The organism is Ruminococcus sp. AF20-12LB (genome assembly GCF_003478985.1).
Classification (GTDB): Bacteria; Bacillota; Clostridia; order Lachnospirales; family Lachnospiraceae; genus Blautia_A.
In genome coordinates, this window is sequence record NZ_QUGH01000023.1 from 1,123 (window position 1) to 23,870 (window position 22,748).

The following is a 22,748-nucleotide window of genomic DNA, read 5'->3' on the forward strand; positions in this document are numbered from 1 at the left end:
GATTGATTTGTTTATCCCTTTTTTCATAAATAAGCATCTCCTGCAAACAATAATTTATTTTAATAAATATTTTTTAAACGCTTTATGATTATCAAAGTGGACTTCTCTAAAAAACAGAACTAACCAAATAATATAGGTTGGTATAGCCATATATGGGGTTAAAAGGCAGGATAATGTCGCTCCTGCTAACATTATAACAGTCCATATGAAGCACTGATTTCTTATATCACGAGAGATCTGAGCTTTATCATACATTGCTTGTTCTTCTTTAGAAAATGAATTAAATCCTGAAACAAATTTAGTTGCTTTTTCCTTAAAAATCGCAAATAACACACCTATAATTACAAATGGTATAACCAAAATTATACATGACCAAAATCCTATATTCATAATACATACCTCCTCTTAAAATACCAATTTCTCAGTTTCAAAAACTGGAAGTTATTGATCTTCTGAATCCAATCCAAGTTCTTTCAGCTCTTTTTCGTTTTGGATATCTTCAACAGTTTTCTTTCCAGTGATAGCACTGTAGGCTTCTTTGATGCCATTTTTCACTGCCCATTTGATAACGAAATACAGCGCAATCAAAATAACAATTGCGGTTCCTCCACTTATACCTAATTCATTCCACATAATTCAATCCTCCAAATTTCGATTTCTATTTTCGTTTCCATAGCATAGTGTACTCTTTTTCACCAGTAGCTTCATCCAAGCCTTCACATTGAATAATGAACGCTTCTCTTTGGTAAAAAGAAATTGCTCTGGCATTCTTCTGGTATACATTTAATCGTAAGCTAACTTTTTTATCCTTAACATAATCTAATAAAAGCTTACCTATGCCACATGACTGCATTTCATCGGAGACAAAAATACCTTCTATATATTTATCATTTAGTCCTACAAATCCTTGTATCATTTTATCTGCTTCAAACACATAAACTTCGTATTGTGACATCATTTCTTTTACTAATTCATAATTACTTTTCCAGTATTGATTGGAAATAAAATAATGGGCTTTCAGATTTGTCTTTAACCATATGTCAGCAATTCTATCGATATCTCCGTTCAGCAACTTTCTAATCATAACAAATTTTCTCCACAACTACATCCTTTATGCTTTTCTCTTTTTTTCATTCTATCACAAGCTCACCATTAATCATCATTTTTTTGATATTTTTTCTTTTCCCCCACTGTAAAACAGGCTCTCAGCGTTTCGTTATATAGAGGGGTACACATACAGAGCAAGATCCACCCGTGTTTAACAGTATTGCCACTTGGCATCCTGTTCTCCTATGGGTTTTATCTTGATGGGGATCTCCCCATACCCTCTTCATAACAGACGTTTCACTTGTCTGTTGGTTTCACCTAAAGGTGTTCACAGCACTATTTCTAATATCGGAAGGGACAGCCGATATTGAAATACGTGGACTCCCAGTGGGCGGAATAGTAGCAACGGAAGGAGGAGTATGAGAACAAAAAACAAAGATAAAGAACTAAATCACAGACATTTTGTTGCAGTACGACTGACAGATGTCGAACTCAATTTGCTGGATCAAGGAGCTACTTGTTTTTCAATCTCACGATCTGAATATCTGAGAAAACTTCTGCTTGAGAAGCAAATCAATCATCAGATTAAAGTTGTTGCAGACATGAACGATCTCAGAAAACTGGTCAGTGAATATGGAAAGATTGGATCGAATCTCAATCAGATTGCCAAGCATTTTAACAGTGGTGGCAGTCAGTCACGTGCTATAGAAAATGAGATTCATCAGTGCATCACGGACTTATTCCTATTAAGAAAAGAGGTACTGAAACTGGCAGGTGGTATGAATGGCAATCGTAAAACACATTAAAAGCAGAAATGCAAATTACTCGGCTGCTATCAATTATCTTCTGTTTGAACATGATGAAAAAACCGGGAAAAAGATTGTAGATGAATCCGGACGAAGCATCCTGCGAAAAGAGTTTTATATGGATGGACTGAACTGTGATCCGATGTCTTTTGACAAGGAATGCGAACTGACAAATGCTCATTTTCACAAAAATAAGAAACGTGAAGATATCAAAAGTCACCACTACATTATCAGCTACGATCCAGCCGATGTTACAGAAAATGGACTTACCGGCGAGAGAGCACAAGCAATCAGTTTGGAACTTGCAAAGCAGATGTTTCCTGGATATCAGGCACTGGTAGTTACTCACACCGATGGCCACAATGAATCCGGAAATATCCATACTCACATCGTCATCAACAGTGTGAGGAAGACTGCAGTGGAAAGGCAGCCTTATATGGATAAACCACATGAAGAAGTTGCCGGATACAAGCATCGTTCCACGGATAAATTCATGAACACTTTTAAGAAAACTGTCATGGATCGTTGCCTACAGGAAGGACTTCACCAGATAGATCTTCTTGCTCCGGCTGAAAGAAAAATCACTCAGAAAGAGTATATGGCACAGAAACACGGCCAGCAAACAATAGATGAGATCAATCGGAAAATTATCGAAGATGGTCTCAAACCAACATCCACCGTATTCCTTACGCAGAAAGAATATTTGCGACAAGCGATTGATGAATGTGCTGTCACTTCCAGTAATTTTGATGAATTCCAATCTAAACTTCTGGAACTATTTCAGATCTCTGTGATTGAGCATCGTGGCAGATACAGCTATCTTCATCCTGATCGACAGAAGCGGATTTCTGAACGTGCACTTGGAACACGATATGGAAAAGAACACCTGGAACAGACCTTCTTACGCAAGGATCCATTGGCCATTCTCTACGTCAGATCTCACCTGTGCCTGGTTGTAAATCTCCAGACAAATGTGAAAGCAATGCAGAGCCCGGCTTATGCTCATCGGGTAAAACTTTCTAATCTGCAGCAAATGGCAAATACCATTATCTATGTGCAGGAACATGGATTTGATACGCAGTCAGATTTGAAAAACACACTGCTTGCATCAAAGCAGGAATTGAAAGAAATGCAGACACAGTTTGCTCAGCATCGGTCCAATCTAAGGACTCTCAATGATCAGATCCGCTACACCGGACAGTACTATGCAAACAAGGAAGTTTATTCCCAATTTTCAAATGCAAAGTACAAAGGAAAGTACCGGAAAGAACATGCGAAAGAAATTCAGAAATATGAAGAAGCCAGAGATTGGCTGAGATCCTTTTATCAGGATGGAAAGATGACAAGCCTAAAAACCCTGACTTTACAAAAAGAAAAACTGCAACAGCAGATAGCTTCCGAAGAAGAAGCAATAAGCAGCTTGAAAGAAAAATTAAAAGATCTGGACACTGCCGATCAGAATGTTGATGCCATTCTTCAGATGCAGATTCCAGAACCAGTGAAATCAAAAACCAAAGATCTCGAACGATAACTATTACAAAACAAAGGAGGAACTATCACATGACACAAGAAGAATTTAATGTTGTATTTGAACTTCAGATGAGAAAGTGTGCCGATATTCTGGCACATAAAAAGAAAGAATATACCGGTGATAATATTGACCGCCTCAGTGCATTCAAGATTGCTGCCGCTTTACAGAACTGTGATCCAAAAGCAGCACTGGCCGGCATGATGTCGAAACATGTCGTATCCCTTTACGATATGTGTTATTCCACTCTGTTACATTTTGACATGGAACAGTGGGATGAAAAAATCACAGACTGCATCAATTATCTGATCCTTTTAAAAGCTCTGGTAAAGGAGGAACAGGCCTATGGATCACATTGAAACAGCTATCTTAAACTGCTATGGAATCCGGGAAGCAGAACAAAATATGGTCTTTGCTGCCAGGCTCACACAACACGGTCATACGATTCAGAGCATGGCAGATCTGATGGACCTTTACCATCAATCCTACAGTCAGAAGACCGTAGAAAACATTGCGGGGCTTCCACATCCAACCGTACAGAAATTCATGGTCATTACCGTGGCTGTTGTTGGTGCAAGCAGACGCTTCCTGGCACAGATCACAAGGCATCAGAACGAAGTAAAGTACATGAGTGCATCTCTGCAGTACAGCAATTATTCCGGTCACGCTGCATTTGCTATTCCATATGGGATCATGAAAGCAGATAAAGAAATCCAGGATATTTACAAAAAAAGCTGTCAGTCAGATCTGGACCACTATACAGAACTCTGTGCCTTAGGCATTGATCATGATTCAGCCGGATATGCCACACCTCAGGGACTTCGAAACGTACTGATCATCAGTGCAACGCCTTACCAGTGGAAGCATATGATCGGTCAGAGAACCTGCAGAAGAAATACGGATGAAACAAGGATTGTGATGCTACAGATCTGGCAGAGATTGTACAAATTAAGCCCGATTCTTTTTGCACCGGATCTGACCGGTCCATTCTGTCAGAGAGGAAGCTGTATGGAAAAACAGATGTCCTGCCAGAATCCTATTTCAAAACTTTGGATACCGTCAGATATCTTAAAAGCAGATTATCCATTGCTCATCAGAAGGGAGGTGAGCAGCCATAAAGATTAAACTGATTGACTTTGGTCTGAAAGCAGATCATTATCCCTTCCGGCCACATGAAAATGATGCCGGTGCTGATGTATTCATGCCTTATGATTGCGTATTAAAACCAGGTGAGGTTGCAAGAATTCCACTTGGATTTGGTCTCATCATCCCCGATGGATTTGCCGGATATGTCTTTCCACGAAGCAGCATGGCAGCAAAAGGACTGGTATGCGAACTTCCACCGATCGACTCCGGTTACCGTGGTGAGATCCATGCCATTATCAGCAACGTAAGCACATCTTCTCAGACCATTCATAAAGACACACGCGTCGGTCAGCTGGTGATTACACCAGTCGTGATCGCAGATTTTGTCCTGGACCTTGGTAATGAACGAGGAACCGGGGCTTTTGGAAGTACAGGAGAATAATACTATGATTACATTTGGAAGAAAATTAAAACACTTAAGACAGAAAAATCATCTCACCCAGAAAGAACTCGGCATGGCTGTTGGATTTCCAGAAAGCTGTGCTGATGTCCGGATTTCTCAGTATGAAAGCGATGTCCGAACACCGAAAGAGGATCTTATGAAACTCTTCGCATCAAAACTCGGTGTTCCGGTTGAACTCTTTACCGTACCGGTACTCTCAGAACCCAGGGAGTATGAGGCAGCGGAGTATTGGAGGTATGAGTTAGGGGCAGAACTAGATTAAGTGTCATAATACTGAAATGAGGCAACGGCTTTTCCGCTGCCTCTCTCTTATCATTTTTTGGGGTAATAATTGAAAATATCCTGCGTTGAGCAATCCTCTTTTTCTGCGCTTTATCTGCATATCTATATATTTCATTTTATTTCTGTTCCATCGATAAAAAGCACATATTTATCTAGATTATGAACAATATCATAATCTTTTCCATATTCAATCGGTCTAAATTCTATCTGCATAATGGATTTTCCATTTTCGATATCTTCTTTCCAAGAATATACGGTCATATCAAGGCTGGTTGCATATCCATGATCTGTAGAAAATTTTATTGAATGAAATGAATTCTCTTTGTACATTTTTAAAAGCAGTCTTGCAAATGCTTCTTTATCAGAAATATTTTTTCTGTTAGCAACTACTGTAAGATTTTCATCTCTATTCATAGAAAAACTGCCAACTACATCTGGCTCACCTTCTTTATACTTTAATAAGCTTTTTCCAATTATCATTCCAACAATAATCGAAAAAACGATAGCAACAAATACAAGTGTTATATTATTTTTCTTCATTTTATTAAGTTCCTCAGAATTATATATAAGTCTTTAGAACTACTATATCATATTTTCACGTTAAACCAAATAAAAAAGAAGAGCAATAAGCCCTTCCATCTTCTTATTCATGTATTTATTCCACCAATGCCCTCACCGCATTGATAATTCTCTGTTGCTTTTCTTTAGGTAGTTTCTCTATCATTTCAGATAATTCATTCGTAACGCCAGTAACCGAATGTGTCACAACATCAATCAATAGTGTATCTGCTGAAACATCTAATGCATTTGCAATCGCAATAAAGGTATCAAGTTTTGTTACTTTCAGTCCTCTCTCTATAACACTTACATGAGTTGGACTTAAGCTTACCAGTGCTGCCAATTCTTCTTGTGTAAGATTCTTAGCTTCCCTTGCAGCTTTTATTCTCTGACCAACCGCCTTTAAATCCATTGTGACACCTCCTTTAGAACGATAATTCGGTCTAAAACTAGTATAACGATTGATCTTTAAAACATACAGAATCTACAGATTGTTAACTTGTTCTTTAGAACTATTTTAAATTAAAAAGGCCCAAAAGGGCACTTTCCCTTTTGAGCCTATACACTTTATCAACTAACGTATTTTGCTTTCATTTTTCCTCATGGTCATGAGGCTTTTTTCTCTTAAATCGCATTCTATGAATCCTTTGATTGTTCTTTCTGTTCTTCAATAATTCGTTCGGTTGCTTTATGAATCCTATCCTTGGAATAGGGTGGTCTTAAATTCAATGATAACCGTCCCTTTCTGATCATATACGTTTCACTGCCATCTTCCGAAGCTCCTTTCAACCAGCAATCATCCGGACACTTCTCAGCAAAGGATCTCAACCGTTTCTGCAAGCTCTGATTGAAGGTATACACATCATAGAATCCGTCATCTTCATTGGTCAGAATAATCGTTTCTTTTTCACACTTTAACCTTCGCATATTCTACCCCCGCTTTCTTTCCATTTCCTGATCCAGGTACTTTGGTATCGGCTTTCCGGACCGACGAGCAATAGCAATCTGTTTCTGATGCAGTCGTTTAATCACGGATCTTCGTTTCTTAGGTTTGCCATCCTGTTGATTTCTGGGAGTCTGTTTGTTGCTGCGGGCATTAGAGATCTTTTCTGGATTCTTCTTCTGATTATTTACCAGACCGTCCACCATATCATAATTGGCTTCGGTACCGGATTCTCTGCTTCGTTCATAAGTGCCGTTCTGGTAGAACTTCTGGTAATGTTCCAGACGGATTTTACCATCTTGTTTTAACTGTTCGACTGAATTTAGCGGTGCCTGCTGTTGAATGTAATTATGGATCTTTTGTTTTGTTTTTTCGTCGAATTTCTTACATTCTTCGACAACCATTTTTCCATAGGCATCCAGGATAACACCTTGAGCCTGATCCCGGTATACTTGATGTTCCATCAGATAAAACTGTTTCCCGTCGATGATGATGGTGTCTGTTGCAATCCAGTTCCCTTTTTTTCCGTCAATTTGATAATTCTCAGTCTCCATAGTGATCAGTGCGCCCGATGTATTGATACGAATGAATCCGGCCAGATACTGTGGATAGTTCTCATCTACATAGTAGCAGTTGATTTCTCCATCCCTGTTCAGTACAAGTACGTCACTGACTTCGCATTGCTTTTTCATTCGTTTCCAGATGTCAGCGACTTTTTCTTCTTCCTGCATTTCATGAATCGAGATTACTCGGTAATTTTCGACAGTAATCGACACATTCTGCTGTCTTGCTTCTTGATATGGCAGATGCCACAGTGCTTTTCCTGCTGTCTGCTGATCTACTCGGTAGACTGCAAATTGATTAAGCTTCATAGGCATCGTCCTCCAAGTTATTCAGATAATAATTCAGATCCAGAGAATAGTAGTATTTGTCTTCGATCTGCTGTAATTTTCCAACTGTAGAATTGATGATCTCCATCATTTCATCATTCTCAGTATCACTTTCTTCCTGTTCCAAAACTTCCAAAGCTTCTTTCAGTGTTTGGATTGTTTCTTCCTTTGTGTGCTGCTGGAAGATAGCAGTAATAGTCAGTTCGTTTTCTTCCAGGTTTACATTTCTCATAGGCTCATTTCCCCCCTTTTCTTTTTCGGTATTGGTTTCATCTGTATATTCAGCTCCTTCTCGTTTTTTTCTTCGCTTATATTTTTTTCGTTATCCACTTTCTTATTGGATTTCAGAGGATTTTCCACATTTGGATGTCTTTTTTCCAAGTACTTTTCCACACGACTGATTGCATTTTGCACATAAGAATTTTCTCTAAATCCAGGAATCGAATTCAAAAATTCTTTCTGTATTTTTCCTTCGATCATCAGACTCTGCATTCCTTCATAATCACTTCCGTCTTTCAGATCAAAGCCAACACATTTCAGTCCATGCATACGTTCTGATGGGATTTTCTCATAAGCTTCCAAGGCTTCTGGTAATGTCAGGTCATAATGTACTTCACCCATTACAGGAAATTCAGCACATTCAGCCGCATAAAAGCTGATACATGTAAGATCATTTTCATAATCCACATTTTCTATTTCCGGGACAATATCGAGTATTTTTTCTCTTTGTGCTGCAAAGTCTGGAAGTTCTTCATAACCAAATCGATCCACGTAATATGCCTGCATATCCCCACCACGGTTTGTAATGATAACATCACTGACCGACATAGAATGTGCTTTATAATCTGCCGGTGGATTATCGTTGAATACGGCATACAAATCATCCAGCTTTTCATTTTCATGTAATCTGCCAGAATAGACACATTTATAATTTGCTGCATCGATTGTAATGCCATCTTCTTTGACCATTGCCATATTCATAAATAAATGTTGTTTTCCCGGTGTGCCTTCATCCACATGGTAAATCGCATATCGATCACCATTACCTCTGAACATTTCTTCCTCTAGGGTATAATCAAACTTAAATGGATACAAAGCCCGATCAACTCTTTCCGAAATATCCGTTCCTTCTGCAATCGTATCTTCCAGCCAATCTTTGATATCTCCCCATGATTTAAACTGCAAATACCTAGCAATTTCATGTGTCCCATCCGGTGCCAGTACAATATGTCCCGGTTCGCTTTCCCGATAATCATAGCGGTATCCGGCTGCTTCCAGTGCATCTACTAGAATGCCGTATTTTTCATGTAATTCTGTTTTCTGTTTTTCTTCAAGAATGATTTCCAGCTCTTCTGTAAGCTGATCGATCATTTCACCGGCTGTCTTGCGGATTGCATCCATAGATGCTTTCATTTCCTTCATTTCCCGGCTGCTACTCCAACCTGCAATGTAAGGAAAACTATAATCCGATGTATCCAAACCAAAGGAAGAACACACACAATAAGCAACGGATTCTGCTTCAACCTCTTTTGTCAGTCGGTCTTTTTCTACTCCAAGACTTTCCATGATCTCCCTGTCATGCAGTTTTGCATGGGCGGTTTCATGAATAGCAGTCTTTAAGGTCTGGCTTTCACTGAGTCCTTTTTTGATCACGATTTCCTTATCTACATTGTGATAATATCCATTGGCATTGCCATTGATCTCATCGAATCGTATCGGCACTGGGGATATTTTCTGAATAGCCTGCATGAAAGAATCAAAATCCTGCACAGCTGCAGTCAATAATTCCGGTGCTAGTGTCTGGATTGGTTCCCCGGATGTCTGAGCAATATCAAAGACGGTAACTGCTTTAAAATGTGGAACCGTAACTTCCACTTTTTCAGTCTTAGGTTTTCCATCGGTTCCCATGATTGGTCGCTGATTTTTATCCAGGACCTCTTTTTCCTTCATTTTCTTATATGGTGCTGGTGCGATGATCGTAATTCCTTTTTCGCCTTTCATGACCTGTCTACCCATGGACTGCCAGTTTTTGTAGCTGGTAACAAGTGTGGCATCCGGTCGCTGCATAGCAATCAGCATTGTATTGTTAAAGGAATAATTGTGAAACTTTGCCATGGTTTTAAGAAATTCCTGATAGCGGTTACTTGTAAAAAGTTCTTCCACACCGGATTCCAGTGACTGCATAATGCTGTCCATATCTTTTCCCTGAACAGGCAGTGGAATAGTAGTAGTTTTATTTTGTTCTGTCATAATACTCCTTTCCAAAAACGCCCTACGACATTTCTTTATGCCGCAGGGCGTTTGCTCATTTAACGTTTTTCATGCTTGGTATTAAAGTTCCATATCATGTTTCTTTGCTTTCGGTTTCTTATCCGGCTGTTCTTTTCCGGCTTTCTCCGTTTTTGCAGCCTGTGCTTCTTTTTCTTTCTGACGTTCTGTGAATCTGTCAGCTTTTTCAAAGACATGATCCTTTGTGTGTAATTTACAAATCTGCGTTTCTTTCCTTCCAGATATTTTTCCAAGTCAGGTGTTTTTCGTTTTTTCATGGCTTCCTCCTTGTTTCCAGAAATTTATTTGGCAGGTACGTGAAAGGATATGTTTTCTGCATATCATCAAAATGAACAATTGCTATGCCTGACAACAAAAAAAGGACACCTTCCATTGGTATTTCTACCAAAAGAGAAGTGTCCTTTTATACACCTTATTTTTGAAAAATGCTCCTCAAAAATAATCAATATTTTACTTGTAAACAAATAAGTCAAACAGTTAAGAATCCATAGAGCTCCTTATTCTGTTTCCTTATAATCCATACATCATTATTTCAATCTATACAGCTCCAGGCCGTTTCATGTAGCTCCATGTCAATCCGTGGAACCACTTTTCCTGATTGGACGTCTATGACTACCAAACCGAACTCTTTTTTCTGGATTAGTACAGCTTAGCACCTGCCGGAATATGGTTATCAACCATCAGAAGATGCAGTTCTTCATCCTCTGAATCCTTCAGGTTATTCACTGCTGAAAGCAGCATACCGCAAGACTCGATTCCCATCATCTTTCTTGGCGGAAGGTTGGTGATTGCAATCAGTGTCTTACCAACTAATTCTTCCGGCTCATAGTAAGAGTGGATTCCGCTTAAGATCGTGCGGTCTGTACCTGTTCCGTCATCCAGTGTGAACTGAAGGAGCTTCTTGCTCTTCGGAACTGCTACACACTCTTTAACCTTTACGGCACGGAAATCAGATTTGCTGAATGTATCAAAATCAACCTCTTCTTCAAATAAAGGCTCAACCTTTACGTTGGAGAAGTCAACTTTTGCTGTCTCTGCTGGAGCAGCTGCAGCTGTCTGAGCTACATTATTTGCTTCATTTTTTGCAGAACCCTGTGATTTCATTGTCGGGAAAACTGATTCGCTTACCATACTATCCCGTACTGTCGGGTATTATACATTATTTTCAAAAAGACTTCAACCTATTATAAGGTATTATTCAGTATGTATTTGTTGTAGTTCTGTTGCACACCACATAATTCTGTTGCACCTCATAGAATCAAGCCCACAAGGACTCTTTCCTAGAATATGTCTAAATTATGTGATAATTTTTCTATTGCTTCTGTTTTTTTCATATCGGTGACTTCGGCATATATATCCATCGTTGTCTCAATATTTGCATGTCCCATAACTGCCTGTATCACCTTAATATTCGTTTCATTTTCGCAGAATCTCGTACAAAAAGTATGTCTCAAATGATGGCAGGAAAAATGTGGAATAATGATCGGCTCCCTTTTCTCCTTTTTTGCTTTCAAAATTTCTTCTGCATTATAGTTTTCCCGGATGCGTTTGATCGTCCGGTTGACTGCCTGCGGATTATGAAGATTGCCAAACCGATTTGTAAATATAAATCCCTCCATACCGTCCAGTGTAACGGTACTGAATCCATTTTCTTTCTGATATTCATACTCTTCCATAAAAGCATTATATACTGGCTCCATCATCGGAACTGTACGAATACCCGCCTCTGTTTTAGGTAATGAAACAGCAAATTCGCATTTGGTTGTTTCTGCTCTGCGTGGATAATATGTAACACTATGATTAATATTAATCAGTCGTTTCTCTAAATCAATATCTTCCCATCGAATCCCAATAATCTCACCTATACGACACCCTGTACCTAAAAGAACGGTAAACAATGGTGCCCAATGATTAAATACTGGACTGTTCGATGTATAATTCATAAATGCTCTCTGCTGTTCTACTGTCAACGCATGTCTCACTCCATGATTCCTCCCTGGTTTCTTTTTTATTTCTGACATTACACCATGAGATGGATTGTTTCGGATAATATCATCTCTCACTGCTAACTGAAATGTTGGATGAAGCACCGTATGAATCGTTTCTAATGTATTAACCTGTAATTTCCTTTCATTTATCAAATGATAATAAAAGTACAGTACATCTGAATATTTGATTTCTCCGATTTTCTTCTTTCCAAAACTGTCTCTGACGTAATGATCATACATGTACATATAATTGGTATAAGTTGTTCGCCTCAACTCTGTTTTCGTAGAAATATATCTATCAAATACAAAATTAAGATTGGCATTTCCCGCAGCATACACATCAAGACCATCTAATTGGTCTTTTAACAATTTCTGCTCTTTTTCCCTTAACTTAACTAAATCCTTAGAATATGTATATTTTCTTTTTCCAAATGGATCTGTATAAGTGTATATGTACATCAGGTCGGACTGGCGTTGACTCTCGCCTTTGCGTAAGGCCCTGCCTCTATTATCTTTTCTTGCTTTTGCCACTGTAACTCCTTCCTAATGTAGCAAGGAGTCCTTGTGTTACTTTTCTGGCATCTGATATAAAAGATCAATACCTTTTTGTATCGCTTGTGTTGTAGTCAGCTCATGCTTCGCTGCATACTCTGACAATTTCTGATATTCTTCCTCTGTTAAGCGGAAACTTACATTTTTCTTTTTAGGGGATTCTGCTTTCGGTCTCCCCATTTTAGCCACCGTATGCACCTCCTTCATAGCTTGATTACATTATACTTTTTGTCATGCAAAAAGTCAATACTTTTCGTAGCACAAAAACTCTTGCAATACTATTTATCATTAAATACCGGTTCGGAATGTTTCCAGATATGCCTCAAAAATATCACAATTCACCAGTACCAATTTATCCAGCTTATAGACAGCATTTGCTTCCTTTGCCATTTTTTCAAACTTACTTTGACACATGCTGTACATTTCTGCACCTTCTTTATAACGAACAAATCTTTTCCTATTTATAATATGTCTTTGCATTCTTTCGCTCCTTTCCCAATTTATAACAATCCCACAGGCAGCCATCGGGTAATAGCTTCATTGGTATTTCACCATCTTTCCAGACCGGGCAGCTTTCCCGGAAGTATCATTATCAGAAACAGTATCTTCGCCACAAAAATCCCACTTCCTGATTACAGCCAAATATTTATCGCTCGTGCCTTTACTTCAATATCATTTTGATATTTCTTCGTTTACAACATTTCTACTTTGCGTCACGATGTCGCAAAGTTATAATGCAGACAGTCTTGGCGTATTTGCTATATAGCTCCTCTGTTTCATATGTCCTGCAGAATAAATATTAAATTTTCAAGGTACAAACAACGCTAAATAGCTTTTTCAGCAGAAAGGGATGCTTTCAAATGTTTTTTAGCGAACTATTTTAAATCCAATAATTGTTTTTATCAATTTTGTTTCCAGACGTCTGCGAAGTGTTTCATCTACACAATAATGAACACAGCCATACTCATCATACATTTTTCTGACCGATAATTTTGCAATATATCCTTCATAATGTTTCAGAATTTTATTTATCGCCTGAATGTCACCCTCCAATGCTCTTTCGATTACCCAAAACGGTATCAATTTTTTATTATTTACGCTTTTTTCTTCCGTTTTCACCTACATTTTCCTCCAGCATAATCTTTAGTATTTCAAGCGATCGTGTACGATGCTCATGTACCGTACTTCTGACAAGGTTCAGTTTTCTTGCTATATCCGCATCATTCATTTCCATAAAGTATGACAAAAGAATAATGTCCCTTTTTCTCTCTGTCAGCGCAGTTAATGCTTCTGCCAATAGAGCATTTTTTACCTCCACATCATAACCACCTGCTCGAAAATAGCTTTTTTCCAATTCATATTCATCAAATATAGAAAGGCTCTCCATCTCTTGTTCAGATAATTCTGAAAACAAAGTTTCGTGTTTTCTAAGATAAGCTAAATGTCTTTCATAATCCACTATTTCGCCCTTTAATGCCAATTTGCATTTTCGATCAAACTGGTGCATTACCGTTTTCTCATCGTAGGAAGAAGATTGCTCCATAGAGTTCACCTCCTTCCCGACCATGAGATATGAGCAAAGGTCTTTTTCCCTTTCACCCTTATCCCGATTGGGAAACCCCCATTGTTCGGGTTTAAAAGAAAAACTCTATAAAAAGTTCTTATGATATACAAAAAAACGTCCCTATGGATTGAAATCCATTGGACGTTTTCATATAAATAATCTAATATTCAAAAATAATTTTCTCCCTCCATTCCATATAATAAAAAAAGCGGAAACAATTTTTTATCATCTCCGCTTATTCTTGCTCTTTTCAATTTTATATTTCAAAATACCAACATACTGAGAGATTAAAATTATAAAGGAAGTCAGTGCAACTAAGGAAAGTATGTCTAGTATTCCTGCAAGTGTACAACAACCAGCAAATACAATAACAGCAATTAAGACTTTCATGGTTACTTTTTTGCAGTGTTCTTTTTCAGTATCATCAAGTTCTCGATTAATGCACTCTACTGGTGCAGCTTTCAAGATCAGTATCGCACTTACTAATATAAGAAGCCACGCTGTACCTACCGTAAACTTATATTTACTGTTAAAATACATTGCTATTATCTGTACAGTGACTGAACATATAAAACATGATCCAAAACTGTTAAGATGCACGCCACCGGCATAAGTCCGTAGCAACATAAAAATCCCAGTAAATATTGCAAATTCCGGAATCATATGCATATATATTGCTATACTCAAACAAGTTACGAAACAGCATAGCATCTCAAGTCCAATCTGAAAGCCATATTGATATATATCATATGATTCCGAGGAAACTGTACCAGTCTTAATAACATATTCTGTTAATTTTTCTGACAGCCGTCTCATTTCAAATCTTTTTAAGTTTTTTCAAGTTCTTCGGAACTTTCGGCTGGTGAAAGATATAGCAACATGCGCTATCTGCTGATACTTTTCCAAGTTTTAAAGATACATTTGCCAGTGCTTTCGCTGACTGATTTTTTACATTTTTCATAGTCATAGTAAAACTCTCCTTTCGTCTTCTTTTTAAAACAATACTACAAAAATACATTCCATTTCTTTTCCTGTAAAAAAAACGAGTATTCATGTAACTTTTTCCTGGGGCACTACAAACATCAATATTTCCTAACAAAAAAGGTTGCAATGAATTCATTGATCATTACAACCTTTTTGAGAACCATATTTTTTCAAGTACCATACCCACAATAATATCTCTTCTATTTTTTTTTGATATTCCTGTAAATCCTCCACATTCTCCAAATAATCATACACTCCAGCCTTCAGTATTGAAAAAATATCCTGCTTTGTCCCATTTTCAATCAGAGCAAGAATTGGAATTGTATTTCCCAACATTCCTTTTACTCTGATAATAAATTCAAATGTTCCTTTTTCAACCATTTTTTTATTAAAATACATAATAATAACATCTGGATTAAAATGCTTATCATCGTTCAACCAATCATAGGTACACCACCTCAATTTATATTTTCCTTTTGTTATTTTACTTGTAGTTTTAAATATTTCTCTATGGTCACTAAATAATAATATTTTTTTCATTTTACCCTACCATGACATTCAAATCGTAAAATTATTTTTATATTTTATCATGTTATTTCAAATATTATTTACGTGGTAATAATTCCGGCTATTCATGTAATTATTCCTTTTCTCCATACAACACAACTCTCACTAGAAATCTTTCTGGTATAGAATCGTCAACTGTAACCGTTCCATTGTACTTTGCTACAGCTCGGTAAACCGACGGCAAACCAACACCATGATTTCCAGCATCGGATTTCGTAGATTTCAGTCTCTTATCCTTCATTTTGATTAATCGCCCCTGGTAACTATTCATTAAAAATATCAACAGATTACCTCTATCATATTTCATTTGGATTTTTATGTACTTCTTCTTTTTTGCCTTTTCAGCCGCTTCTACAGCATTTTCTAATAAATTCCCAAGTATTAGACATATATCTGCACCCTTAAACTCCATCTTCATAGGAACCTTTATGTTCAAGGAGAAATCTATCCCTTTCTTTTGAGCTGTTACATACCAATATCCAAGTAGAGAATCAATTACAATGTTACCACTATTTGCAACCTCCGATATTGATAAGCCACTTTCTTCCATTATATCTTGGATAAATTCTATGATTTTCTCATCTTCTCCTTTCTCTGCATAAGCAAGAATAGATACTAGATTATTTTTCATATTATGTTTTATGTCCCTTAATTGCAACATAGAAAGTTCTCTTTCTTGTTGATGACGTTCACATAATTCCAACTGTTGTTCATAAACAGAAGTCATTCGTCTTAGTTGTAAATCATCCATCAATTTTACATAAATATAAAAAATCAGTACATTTAAGCACAGCAAAATAATTGCTGCAATTGCCGAATGAAAATATGCACGATCATTATTTATTTTGTAACTAAACAAAAAAATTTCGTTCATAACATAGATACTTCCAATTGGAATCAGAATTAACATAATACTGTGTTTAACAGAAAACTCTGTAATTCCACCTGTTAAAAATACCTTCCTTAAAGCAAAAATAATTAATAAAAATAATATTTTCGATATAATTGATCCCAAGATTCCATACATCTGAGAATACATAAATTGATTACAATAGATTGAGAGTATATATCCGCTTACCGTTTCTATCATCATCCAAATTGCGTTAAACGCCAGAACAAAAATACATTTGTTCCAACCTCTTCCTTCATAAATACACATCACTGAAATAAATGTTATTACAATAGTAATGATTATATTTATATAAACCGGTAATGTACTAGCATTCAAAAGCAGCAACTGCCAAACTACAAAAATGATGTATCCAATCACAATTGCTATTTTTTTCTTTCTTCTTGTAAAAAACATTGAAAAATAGTAAGAAAAAAGAAATATCGCAAATATTACAAGCAATATCGCTATCACATTCAGCAACATTTTATTCACCAACATAAAACGTATCCCCCATCGAACAGTACTGTTTATTCTTCTATCTTCACTAATTGAAATCTTCTTTTCATTATGGAAATCATATGAATTATTACCAAAGTTTCTATCCGCAAAGTAGTCCATGCTAACTGTTATCGAGACTCCTTTTTTTCCTATTAAAAATATGGAAAAAGCCAAAGCAGATACACTAAGAAAATAATATACGAAGTATATCAACCTTACCATAATCTATTTATACATCAACATAAAAAGTGTCCTCCATTTCACAGTACTGTCCACTGATAATCTTCCGCCTGTCTTCGCTAATAGGTATTCTTTTTCCATTATTCAACACTACAAAATCATATCCTATTTCTTCTACATGTTTATAACTTACCAAAAAAGACTGATGCACCCGCAAAAATGCCACTTTACTCCGTTCCAAACTTTTTTCAATATCATTAAGCTTTCCATAAAGTTCAAAATTTTCTTTTTCTGTAATTATCTTTACCTTTCTTCGATTACTCTCGAAATAAAGGATTTCCCCAATTGGAATTTTATGATTGATCCGTTGGTAACTATATCGAAAATAACTGTCAGTACTACTTATTTCTTCATAGGCTGCTTGCAAACACCGTTCCATCATTTCTCTACTGACAGGCTTCACCAGAAAACGAAAAGGTCTGATTTCAAACGACTCCATCATATAATTTTCATGGCTTGTAACATAAACAATCAAAACACTTTTATCAATCTTCCGAATTCTCCGTGCTACTGTAATGCCGTCTTCCTGTCCCATCTCTATATCCAGAAAGATAATATCAAAAGAATTACCCATTTCTACAGAATCAACCAAATGTTCTCCTTTCCAAAAAACATCCGTATCTACTGGCATAAAATTTCTTTTTGCTATGTTTTGCAACATAGTTTCTATTTTCCCTGTTGTAGAAACAACATCATCACAGATTGCTACATTTATCATTTTCCCTGTCCTTTTTCTTTTTCTCTTCATTTTTTCTAACAATCTGCAAAAGCGACCAGACCAATTCTTGATCATATTGATCTAATGTCTTGTAGACTTCAATCATATCATAATACTCATCCAATGTTTCATTGAGTTTAATCTGTCCTGTTAAATCCCTTTTTACATCTGACATCCCTAACAGATAGTCTGTTGTCACATTAAAATACTCTGCCAGCCTTTTGAGAATATCAACTTTAATCACTGTCACATCTTTCTCATATTTACTAAGCATCTGCTGAGTAATTCCCAATTCTGCAGCTAATATTTCTTGTATGATTCCTCTTTTTTCCCGAAGATTTTTTATACGACTTTCCATAATCCTATACTCCTTATTTTTATTCTAATATCATGCTACCCTTTTCTTGTTTTCATGATACAAATAATAGAAGTATTCATTTACATTGATTAGTGTTGTTGTCTTAGCCTCTAGCTTGTTTTTTCCTGATATAAAGCACGTTTCCGGATCTTGAGTTTAAAAAATCATTAAAATGTTTGCCAACTGTACAATATCATTTATTTACTAACTCCCCTAGAGCGTGTTTGAAAAAGGCTTTCTGCAAGATGTGCGTCACAATTTGTAGGAGATTTTGTTCGGATGAGGGCATCGTAGCGGGCTACGATAACCGAATTCGGGCAAAATATACCACAAAGTGGGGCGTACAGATTGCGGGAATGATTTTTCAAACACGCTCTAGGCTCATTTTTTTCACTGGCTCACTCGTAAACGGGTCTATATATTCTTTCTATCTTCTTTGCATTTTTTCTACTACATTTACATAATATCCACCACACTACACTCAAAATATCTATTTCCATATTTATATTCTAAATTTGCATATCTCTCAAAAATTATATATGTACTTTTGAATTTTAAATATATTATAAATTCTAATACCCTTATCCTATATGTTATTTACAATTCCATGTTGTATATGATAGACTGTCAATGCTAATTTGATCGGCCTCCCTTGTCGCATCACTAACAGATGTTTTATTTCTTTTCTAAGGCTACATTTTGGGAAGCAACCAAAAATATGGGTTTAGAAAGCATAACCTTACCATAACAATATAAATAGTAAGATAAACAAGATCATTTTCTCGATTATCTTACTATTTTTATTAATTAATTATACAACCATACAAACCGAATGGACTCCAAATAAATACTTGTGTAAATTATATCTGCAAGTTCATCTTTGGAAACATTTCTATTTTCTTCTCCTATACATCTCCCCACTTCCTTACTATGTAAAAATGTCATGATTATTCGATATTATTACATCAAGGAAAAAACAACATATTATAAAAGTATTATTATAGTGTAAGCATTAAAATTTTCGAAATTATATTAAAGAGTTAGATTTTGTATAAGTGTATATTTTATCAATAAATTGCAAGATATTTCACCAATGCAATATCTATAATCGTTATATTATTGAATATTCCGGCTTGGATGTCCATGCTGTCCGGTGATTAGGAAACCGATTGGCAAGTATATAGAATACAAGTTACCAATGTAAAGTCGGCTAACGCCCCGCAAAGCGGCTCTGGGCTTGACATAGGCTCTATTTCTTATTATAGGTAATCAAGCCAATCAAAGTTGGTTTCCACTACGCCGGAATCAAGGTTTCTTGACGCAAGAATATTCATATTATGGATGGAGATGATAAACTTTATGTTACATTTAGCTATTTGTGATAAATCATTAAATGATATCGAACAAATGGAAAAATACTTGGAGAATATAAAATTCTTTAATTTTGATTATGAAGTTTTTGAAAACGCAAAAGAATTATATAAGTATCAAACACAACACCATGAAAACTTTGACATATATATATTAAGCATAGAATTGGAAGACATGTTGGGGTTGGAAGTGGCCAGAAAATTACGTGAAGATTCTCAAGAAGCTTTGATTATTTTTGTATCAAATGATGCAAAATGCGTTTTTGATGTTTTCGAAGTTTTTACATTTGCTTTTTTGCTAAAACCTTTAACTTACAATAAATTTAGCACAACATTATATAACGCATTTAATTATTTATACAGAACTAAAAGGCTATTTTTATTCAGTTATCGCAAATGTAACTATAGTATATTATGTCAATCTATTCTATATATTGAAAAGTTAGGAAGAAAAGCCTTTATCCATACAACTGATGCAAGAGTTTATCAATGTAATATCACATTGGAAAAAATTTGGGAACAGTTAAATCCATCGAAATTTGCAGCTATTCATATATCTTGCATTGTAAACCTGACAGAAATTGCCAGCATTAAATGTGATCAATTAAAATTGAAAAATAATGAAGTATTGTATGTTGCAAAAAAATATCGCCAAGAAATCAAATCACGTCATTTACAAAATTTAAAGATGAAAAAATTGTAAAAATTTATATGCAACTACAAAATGTTAATACTTCTAGGTATTTGGAAATAGAAAACGATATATTAAAAAGGGGGATAAAAATGCCAAATAATCATATTCAGGATATTATTGATAGTGTATTACCACAAATTTCATTTAAAAGTAACAAAGTTCTCATAAGCGAAATTGGCGATGGCAATTTAAATTATATCTATAGGATAAAAGAAATAGGAACCCAAAAATCCATTATAATAAAAGTTGCACAATATGAAAGTAGAATATCTAAAGATATACTATTGGATATTTCCAGGAGTTATTTTGAATATTCCTATTATAGTTTAGAAACAGTAAAAAAATCAAATTTTTCGCCGCAGATTTTATATGCAAATCCTCAAGCTGGAATAATCGTTATGGAAGATTTAGTAGATTATTGTAGTTTGAGAGAAGCTCTTATTTCTATGAAAAAATACCAATGTATTTCTGATAATATATCAATGTATTTACGTTGCGTATTAATTGAAAATGCAACATTTAACCCAAACGATAAACTAGAAAAACTCAGATATAAGTTTCGAGGAAATAGGTTGTCAGAATTAACAAAGCAACTTATTTTTATCGAACCGTACAATAATATAAAAAAGAGAAATAAAGTTCCTGCTGAATTAGAAAGTTGGGTAAAAGAACACATATATCATAATGATAGATTGAACGCTAAAGTAGAAAGTTTACGGGAAGTTTTTGAAAATGAGGAACAATCTATTATTCATGGAGATTTACACACGGGTTCATTTATGGTAAATAATGATCAAGTAAAAGTAATCGACCCAGAATTCGCCTGTTGGGGACCAATAGGGTTTGATCTTGGATGTCTTTTGGCAAATTTAATAATTGATTATTTATTTCATTTGACAAATAATGAAGAATACTGTTTGTTTATTATTAAAATAATTTACAATATATTATCAACCTTCGAAAAAGATTTATCAGAAAAAATACCAAAAAATTATAAAACTATAATGATTGATAGTGCTGCATATGCCGGAACTGAAATTATACGAAGAACTATTGGCATTGCATTAGCAAAAGAGGTGTCAATTATGGATGAAAAAGGTAATAACATTGCATTTAGAAAGAATTTACTCATTATAGGTATTGACCTTATAACAAACAGTGAAAAATATGGAAGTTGCGAGAATTTTATTAAGCGAATTAAAAAATTACATGTAAATTGATTTGTTAAGAATATATTGTTCAAAAAGCGAGCCGGTGAAAAAATCTCTGTAAAATAAACATCATCAAGGTCTTCTATGATAAAATATTAAAATCATAGGAGGCCTTTTATTATGGCAAGACAAAAGAAACCTGTACATCGAGTATAAATGACAGAGGGAAAACGAAATATTATCCATCAGCTCCTTGAAGAGTATGATATCCAATCTGCTGAAGATATTCAGGACGCACTCAAAGATCTCTTGGGCGGTACCATTAAGGAAAGATGGAAGCAGAAATGGATGATCATCTCGGCTATGAAAAATCAGAGCACTCAGATAATGATGATTATCGCAATGGTTATAAACGTAAACAGGTCAACAGCCGGTACGGCTCTATGGAAATCGAAATGCCGCAGGATCGCAAATCAACATTCGAGCCACAGGTAGTAAAGAAACGTCAGAAAGACATTTCCGATATCGACCAGAAGATCATTTCCATGTATGCCAAGGGAATGACTATCCGGCAGATTTCAGAAACTATCGAGGATATATATGGATTTGAGACTTTGGAAAGCTTTATTTCTGATGCGACCGATAAGATCCTGCTACAGATTGAAGACTGGCAGAACCGACCGCTGGACGTAGTATATCCCATTCTCTACATCGATGCGATCCTCTACTCTGTAAGGGACAACGGCGTGATCCGAAAGCTTGCAGCTTACGTAATTCTGGGAATTAACACAGAAGGAAAGAAGGAAGTTCTGACTATTAGTGTGGGTGATAATGAAAGTGCAAAATACCGGCTTTCTGTTATGAACGAGCTGAAAAACCGGGGCGAAAAAGATGTACTGGTCATCCGCGCAGATGGCTTAACCGGCATCAAAAAAACTATTGCTGCAGTTTTCCCTAAAATCGAATATCAGTGCTGTATCGTGCACCAGGTAAGAAACACCTTAAAATATGTCCCTGATAAGGACAGGAAAACATTTGACACGGACCTGAAGACCATTTATCAGGCGTCTGACGAAAAAAGCCCTGGCAGCCTTAGACCGTGTAACAGAAAAAGGCTCTCCTAATGACATTTATTTATCATAGAAGAACCTTCTAAACATTATTTCACAAAAAATTTTCATACTCTAAGGTGTCTTTCTTTTATGAAAAATCACGAACTTGCGAGACCGTTTCAAGTTTTGTGTAAACTCAAAAAACTGATATAAGATATGTCATTAGTT

At 35.9% G+C, this 22,748-nt stretch carries 31 protein-coding genes and 3 pseudogenes; 10 read left to right on the plus strand and 24 right to left on the minus strand.

Annotated elements, in window-relative coordinates; all coding sequences use genetic code 11:
- Window positions 1–54: 54 nt before the first annotated feature.
- Genes DWX61_RS18015 through DWX61_RS18025 form a run of 3 tightly spaced genes read right to left on the minus strand, consistent with a single transcriptional unit; the run spans window position 55 to window position 1,084 of the window.
- Window positions 55–390: a DUF3784 domain-containing protein gene (locus tag DWX61_RS18015; RefSeq protein ID WP_023923463.1), complete on the minus strand. Its 336-nt coding sequence runs from the start codon at window positions 388–390 to the stop codon at window positions 55–57.
- 51 nt (window positions 391–441) lie between these two features.
- Window positions 442–633: a DUF6019 family protein gene (locus DWX61_RS18020; RefSeq protein WP_008373533.1), complete on the minus strand. Its 192-nt coding sequence runs from the start codon at window positions 631–633 to the stop codon at window positions 442–444.
- 25 nt (window positions 634–658) lie between these two features.
- Complete coding sequence (locus DWX61_RS18025) at window positions 659–1,084, minus strand: GNAT family N-acetyltransferase (protein WP_117499790.1); 426 nt, start codon at window positions 1,082–1,084, stop codon at window positions 659–661.
- Window positions 1,085–1,466: 382 nt separating this feature from the next.
- Here DWX61_RS18025 and DWX61_RS18030 point away from each other — a divergent pair, with 382 nt between their 5' ends.
- From DWX61_RS18030 to DWX61_RS18055, 6 genes are read left to right on the plus strand one after another with little or no spacing between them, the layout of a single operon-like run.
- Window positions 1,467–1,853: a plasmid mobilization protein gene (locus tag DWX61_RS18030; RefSeq protein WP_029471621.1), complete on the plus strand. Its 387-nt coding sequence runs from the start codon at window positions 1,467–1,469 to the stop codon at window positions 1,851–1,853.
- Window positions 1,831–3,384 (plus strand): relaxase/mobilization nuclease domain-containing protein, encoded by a 1,554-nt coding sequence (locus DWX61_RS18035; protein WP_029471620.1) that lies wholly within the window; start codon window positions 1,831–1,833, stop codon window positions 3,382–3,384. Before DWX61_RS18030 ends, DWX61_RS18035 begins: the two co-directional genes overlap by 23 nt.
- A 29-nt stretch (window positions 3,385–3,413) precedes the next feature.
- Complete coding sequence (locus tag DWX61_RS18040) at window positions 3,414–3,740, plus strand: hypothetical protein (RefSeq protein ID WP_029471619.1); 327 nt, start codon at window positions 3,414–3,416, stop codon at window positions 3,738–3,740.
- A complete protein-coding gene (locus DWX61_RS18045; RefSeq protein WP_029471618.1) occupies window positions 3,727–4,506 on the plus strand; it encodes an FAD-dependent thymidylate synthase in 780 nt (259 codons plus the stop codon). Before DWX61_RS18040 ends, DWX61_RS18045 begins: the two co-directional genes overlap by 14 nt.
- A 16-nt stretch (window positions 4,507–4,522) precedes the next feature.
- The gene (locus DWX61_RS18050; protein WP_255494011.1) at window positions 4,523–4,909 is read left to right on the plus strand and encodes a dUTP diphosphatase; all 387 of its coding nucleotides are present in this window, start codon (window positions 4,523–4,525) and stop codon (window positions 4,907–4,909) included.
- A 4-nt stretch (window positions 4,910–4,913) separates the two neighbouring features.
- Window positions 4,914–5,192: a helix-turn-helix domain-containing protein gene (locus DWX61_RS18055; RefSeq protein ID WP_029471616.1), complete on the plus strand. Its 279-nt coding sequence runs from the start codon at window positions 4,914–4,916 to the stop codon at window positions 5,190–5,192.
- A gap of 131 nt (window positions 5,193–5,323) precedes the next feature.
- Here the strand turns inward: DWX61_RS18055 and DWX61_RS18060 are convergent, their stop codons facing one another.
- The 20 genes from DWX61_RS18060 to DWX61_RS19650 all read right to left on the minus strand — a co-directional run bounded on the left by DWX61_RS18060 (window position 5,324) and on the right by DWX61_RS19650 (window position 18,600).
- Complete coding sequence (locus DWX61_RS18060) at window positions 5,324–5,752, minus strand: hypothetical protein (protein WP_029471615.1); 429 nt, start codon at window positions 5,750–5,752, stop codon at window positions 5,324–5,326.
- Window positions 5,753–5,867: 115 nt separating this feature from the next.
- The gene (locus DWX61_RS18065; RefSeq protein ID WP_029471614.1) at window positions 5,868–6,182 is read right to left on the minus strand and encodes a helix-turn-helix domain-containing protein; all 315 of its coding nucleotides are present in this window, start codon (window positions 6,180–6,182) and stop codon (window positions 5,868–5,870) included.
- Window positions 6,183–6,406: 224 nt separating this feature from the next.
- Window positions 6,407–6,697: a hypothetical protein gene (locus DWX61_RS18070; RefSeq protein ID WP_029471613.1), complete on the minus strand. Its 291-nt coding sequence runs from the start codon at window positions 6,695–6,697 to the stop codon at window positions 6,407–6,409.
- A 3-nt stretch (window positions 6,698–6,700) separates the two neighbouring features.
- Window positions 6,701–7,585: a DUF4316 domain-containing protein gene (locus DWX61_RS18075; RefSeq protein ID WP_117499797.1), complete on the minus strand. Its 885-nt coding sequence runs from the start codon at window positions 7,583–7,585 to the stop codon at window positions 6,701–6,703.
- The gene (locus tag DWX61_RS18080; RefSeq protein WP_055055570.1) at window positions 7,575–7,835 is read right to left on the minus strand and encodes a transposon-transfer assisting family protein; all 261 of its coding nucleotides are present in this window, start codon (window positions 7,833–7,835) and stop codon (window positions 7,575–7,577) included. Before DWX61_RS18080 ends, DWX61_RS18075 begins: the two co-directional genes overlap by 11 nt.
- Window positions 7,832–9,853, minus strand: a complete 2,022-nt coding sequence (locus DWX61_RS18085; RefSeq protein ID WP_118626637.1) for a YodL domain-containing protein — start codon at window positions 9,851–9,853, stop codon at window positions 7,832–7,834. Before DWX61_RS18085 ends, DWX61_RS18080 begins: the two co-directional genes overlap by 4 nt.
- Window positions 9,854–9,912: 59 nt before the next feature.
- Window positions 9,913–10,149 (minus strand): hypothetical protein, encoded by a 237-nt coding sequence (locus DWX61_RS18090; protein ID WP_118515140.1) that lies wholly within the window; start codon window positions 10,147–10,149, stop codon window positions 9,913–9,915.
- A 382-nt stretch (window positions 10,150–10,531) separates the two neighbouring features.
- Window positions 10,532–11,023: a hypothetical protein gene (locus DWX61_RS18095; RefSeq protein ID WP_118626639.1), complete on the minus strand. Its 492-nt coding sequence runs from the start codon at window positions 11,021–11,023 to the stop codon at window positions 10,532–10,534.
- A gap of 149 nt (window positions 11,024–11,172) precedes the next feature.
- On the minus strand, window positions 11,173–12,411 hold the full coding sequence (locus DWX61_RS18100; protein WP_118401237.1) for a site-specific integrase: 1,239 nt from the start codon (window positions 12,409–12,411) through the stop codon (window positions 11,173–11,175).
- Between the two features lie 36 nt (window positions 12,412–12,447).
- Window positions 12,448–12,621, minus strand: a complete 174-nt coding sequence (locus tag DWX61_RS18105) for a CopG family transcriptional regulator (RefSeq protein ID WP_226855577.1) — start codon at window positions 12,619–12,621, stop codon at window positions 12,448–12,450.
- 99 nt (window positions 12,622–12,720) lie between these two features.
- Complete coding sequence (locus DWX61_RS18110) at window positions 12,721–12,957, minus strand: DUF6462 family protein (RefSeq protein ID WP_502696311.1); 237 nt, start codon at window positions 12,955–12,957, stop codon at window positions 12,721–12,723.
- Between the two features lie 342 nt (window positions 12,958–13,299).
- Window positions 13,300–13,551, minus strand: coding sequence for a helix-turn-helix domain-containing protein (locus tag DWX61_RS18115; RefSeq protein ID WP_044924637.1), 252 nt, complete (start codon window positions 13,549–13,551; stop codon window positions 13,300–13,302).
- A complete protein-coding gene (locus DWX61_RS18120; protein WP_118401238.1) occupies window positions 13,523–13,975 on the minus strand; it encodes a sigma factor-like helix-turn-helix DNA-binding protein in 453 nt (150 codons plus the stop codon). Before DWX61_RS18120 ends, DWX61_RS18115 begins: the two co-directional genes overlap by 29 nt.
- Before the next feature lie 246 nt (window positions 13,976–14,221).
- Window positions 14,222–14,812, minus strand: coding sequence for an accessory gene regulator B family protein (locus DWX61_RS18125; protein ID WP_118401239.1), 591 nt, complete (start codon window positions 14,810–14,812; stop codon window positions 14,222–14,224).
- A gap of 1 nt (window position 14,813) precedes the next feature.
- Window positions 14,814–14,963, minus strand: a complete 150-nt coding sequence (locus DWX61_RS18130) for a cyclic lactone autoinducer peptide (RefSeq protein WP_118401240.1) — start codon at window positions 14,961–14,963, stop codon at window positions 14,814–14,816.
- A gap of 149 nt (window positions 14,964–15,112) precedes the next feature.
- Window positions 15,113–15,520 (minus strand): response regulator, encoded by a 408-nt coding sequence (locus DWX61_RS18135; RefSeq protein ID WP_117801568.1) that lies wholly within the window; start codon window positions 15,518–15,520, stop codon window positions 15,113–15,115.
- A gap of 100 nt (window positions 15,521–15,620) precedes the next feature.
- Window positions 15,621–16,937, minus strand: coding sequence for a sensor histidine kinase (locus tag DWX61_RS18140; protein ID WP_118401278.1), 1,317 nt, complete (start codon window positions 16,935–16,937; stop codon window positions 15,621–15,623).
- A 229-nt stretch (window positions 16,938–17,166) separates the two neighbouring features.
- On the minus strand, window positions 17,167–17,895 hold the full coding sequence (locus tag DWX61_RS18145; RefSeq protein ID WP_117801569.1) for a LytR/AlgR family response regulator transcription factor: 729 nt from the start codon (window positions 17,893–17,895) through the stop codon (window positions 17,167–17,169).
- On the minus strand, window positions 17,873–18,253 hold the full coding sequence (locus tag DWX61_RS18150) for a helix-turn-helix domain-containing protein (protein ID WP_117801570.1): 381 nt from the start codon (window positions 18,251–18,253) through the stop codon (window positions 17,873–17,875). The genes DWX61_RS18145 and DWX61_RS18150 overlap by 23 nt, the downstream gene beginning before the upstream one ends.
- A 197-nt stretch (window positions 18,254–18,450) precedes the next feature.
- Complete coding sequence (locus DWX61_RS19650) at window positions 18,451–18,600, minus strand: DUF6783 domain-containing protein (RefSeq protein ID WP_322099874.1); 150 nt, start codon at window positions 18,598–18,600, stop codon at window positions 18,451–18,453.
- On the opposite strand from DWX61_RS19650, the pseudogene DWX61_RS19655 reads away from it, so the two are divergent.
- Window positions 18,538–18,717 (plus strand): annotated as a pseudogene (locus DWX61_RS19655) (DUF6783 domain-containing protein); the annotation flags it as partial. The gene DWX61_RS19650 and the pseudogene DWX61_RS19655 overlap by 63 nt on opposite strands.
- A 13-nt stretch (window positions 18,718–18,730) precedes the next feature.
- On the opposite strand, the pseudogene DWX61_RS19745 reads toward DWX61_RS19655, so the two are convergent.
- Window positions 18,731–18,823 (minus strand): annotated as a pseudogene (locus tag DWX61_RS19745) (IS200/IS605 family transposase); the annotation flags it as partial.
- A 789-nt stretch (window positions 18,824–19,612) separates the two neighbouring features.
- Between DWX61_RS19745 and DWX61_RS18155 the strand changes: the two are divergent.
- From DWX61_RS18155 to DWX61_RS18165, 3 genes and pseudogenes are all read left to right on the plus strand, one after another.
- Window positions 19,613–20,326 (plus strand): LytR/AlgR family response regulator transcription factor, encoded by a 714-nt coding sequence (locus DWX61_RS18155; protein WP_182432141.1) that lies wholly within the window; start codon window positions 19,613–19,615, stop codon window positions 20,324–20,326.
- A gap of 80 nt (window positions 20,327–20,406) precedes the next feature.
- The gene (locus DWX61_RS18160) at window positions 20,407–21,537 is read left to right on the plus strand and encodes a phosphotransferase (RefSeq protein WP_182432142.1); all 1,131 of its coding nucleotides are present in this window, start codon (window positions 20,407–20,409) and stop codon (window positions 21,535–21,537) included.
- Between the two features lie 147 nt (window positions 21,538–21,684).
- Window positions 21,685–22,550, plus strand: a pseudogene (locus tag DWX61_RS18165) (IS256 family transposase); the annotation flags it as partial.
- Between the last annotated feature and the right edge of the window lie 198 nt (window positions 22,551–22,748).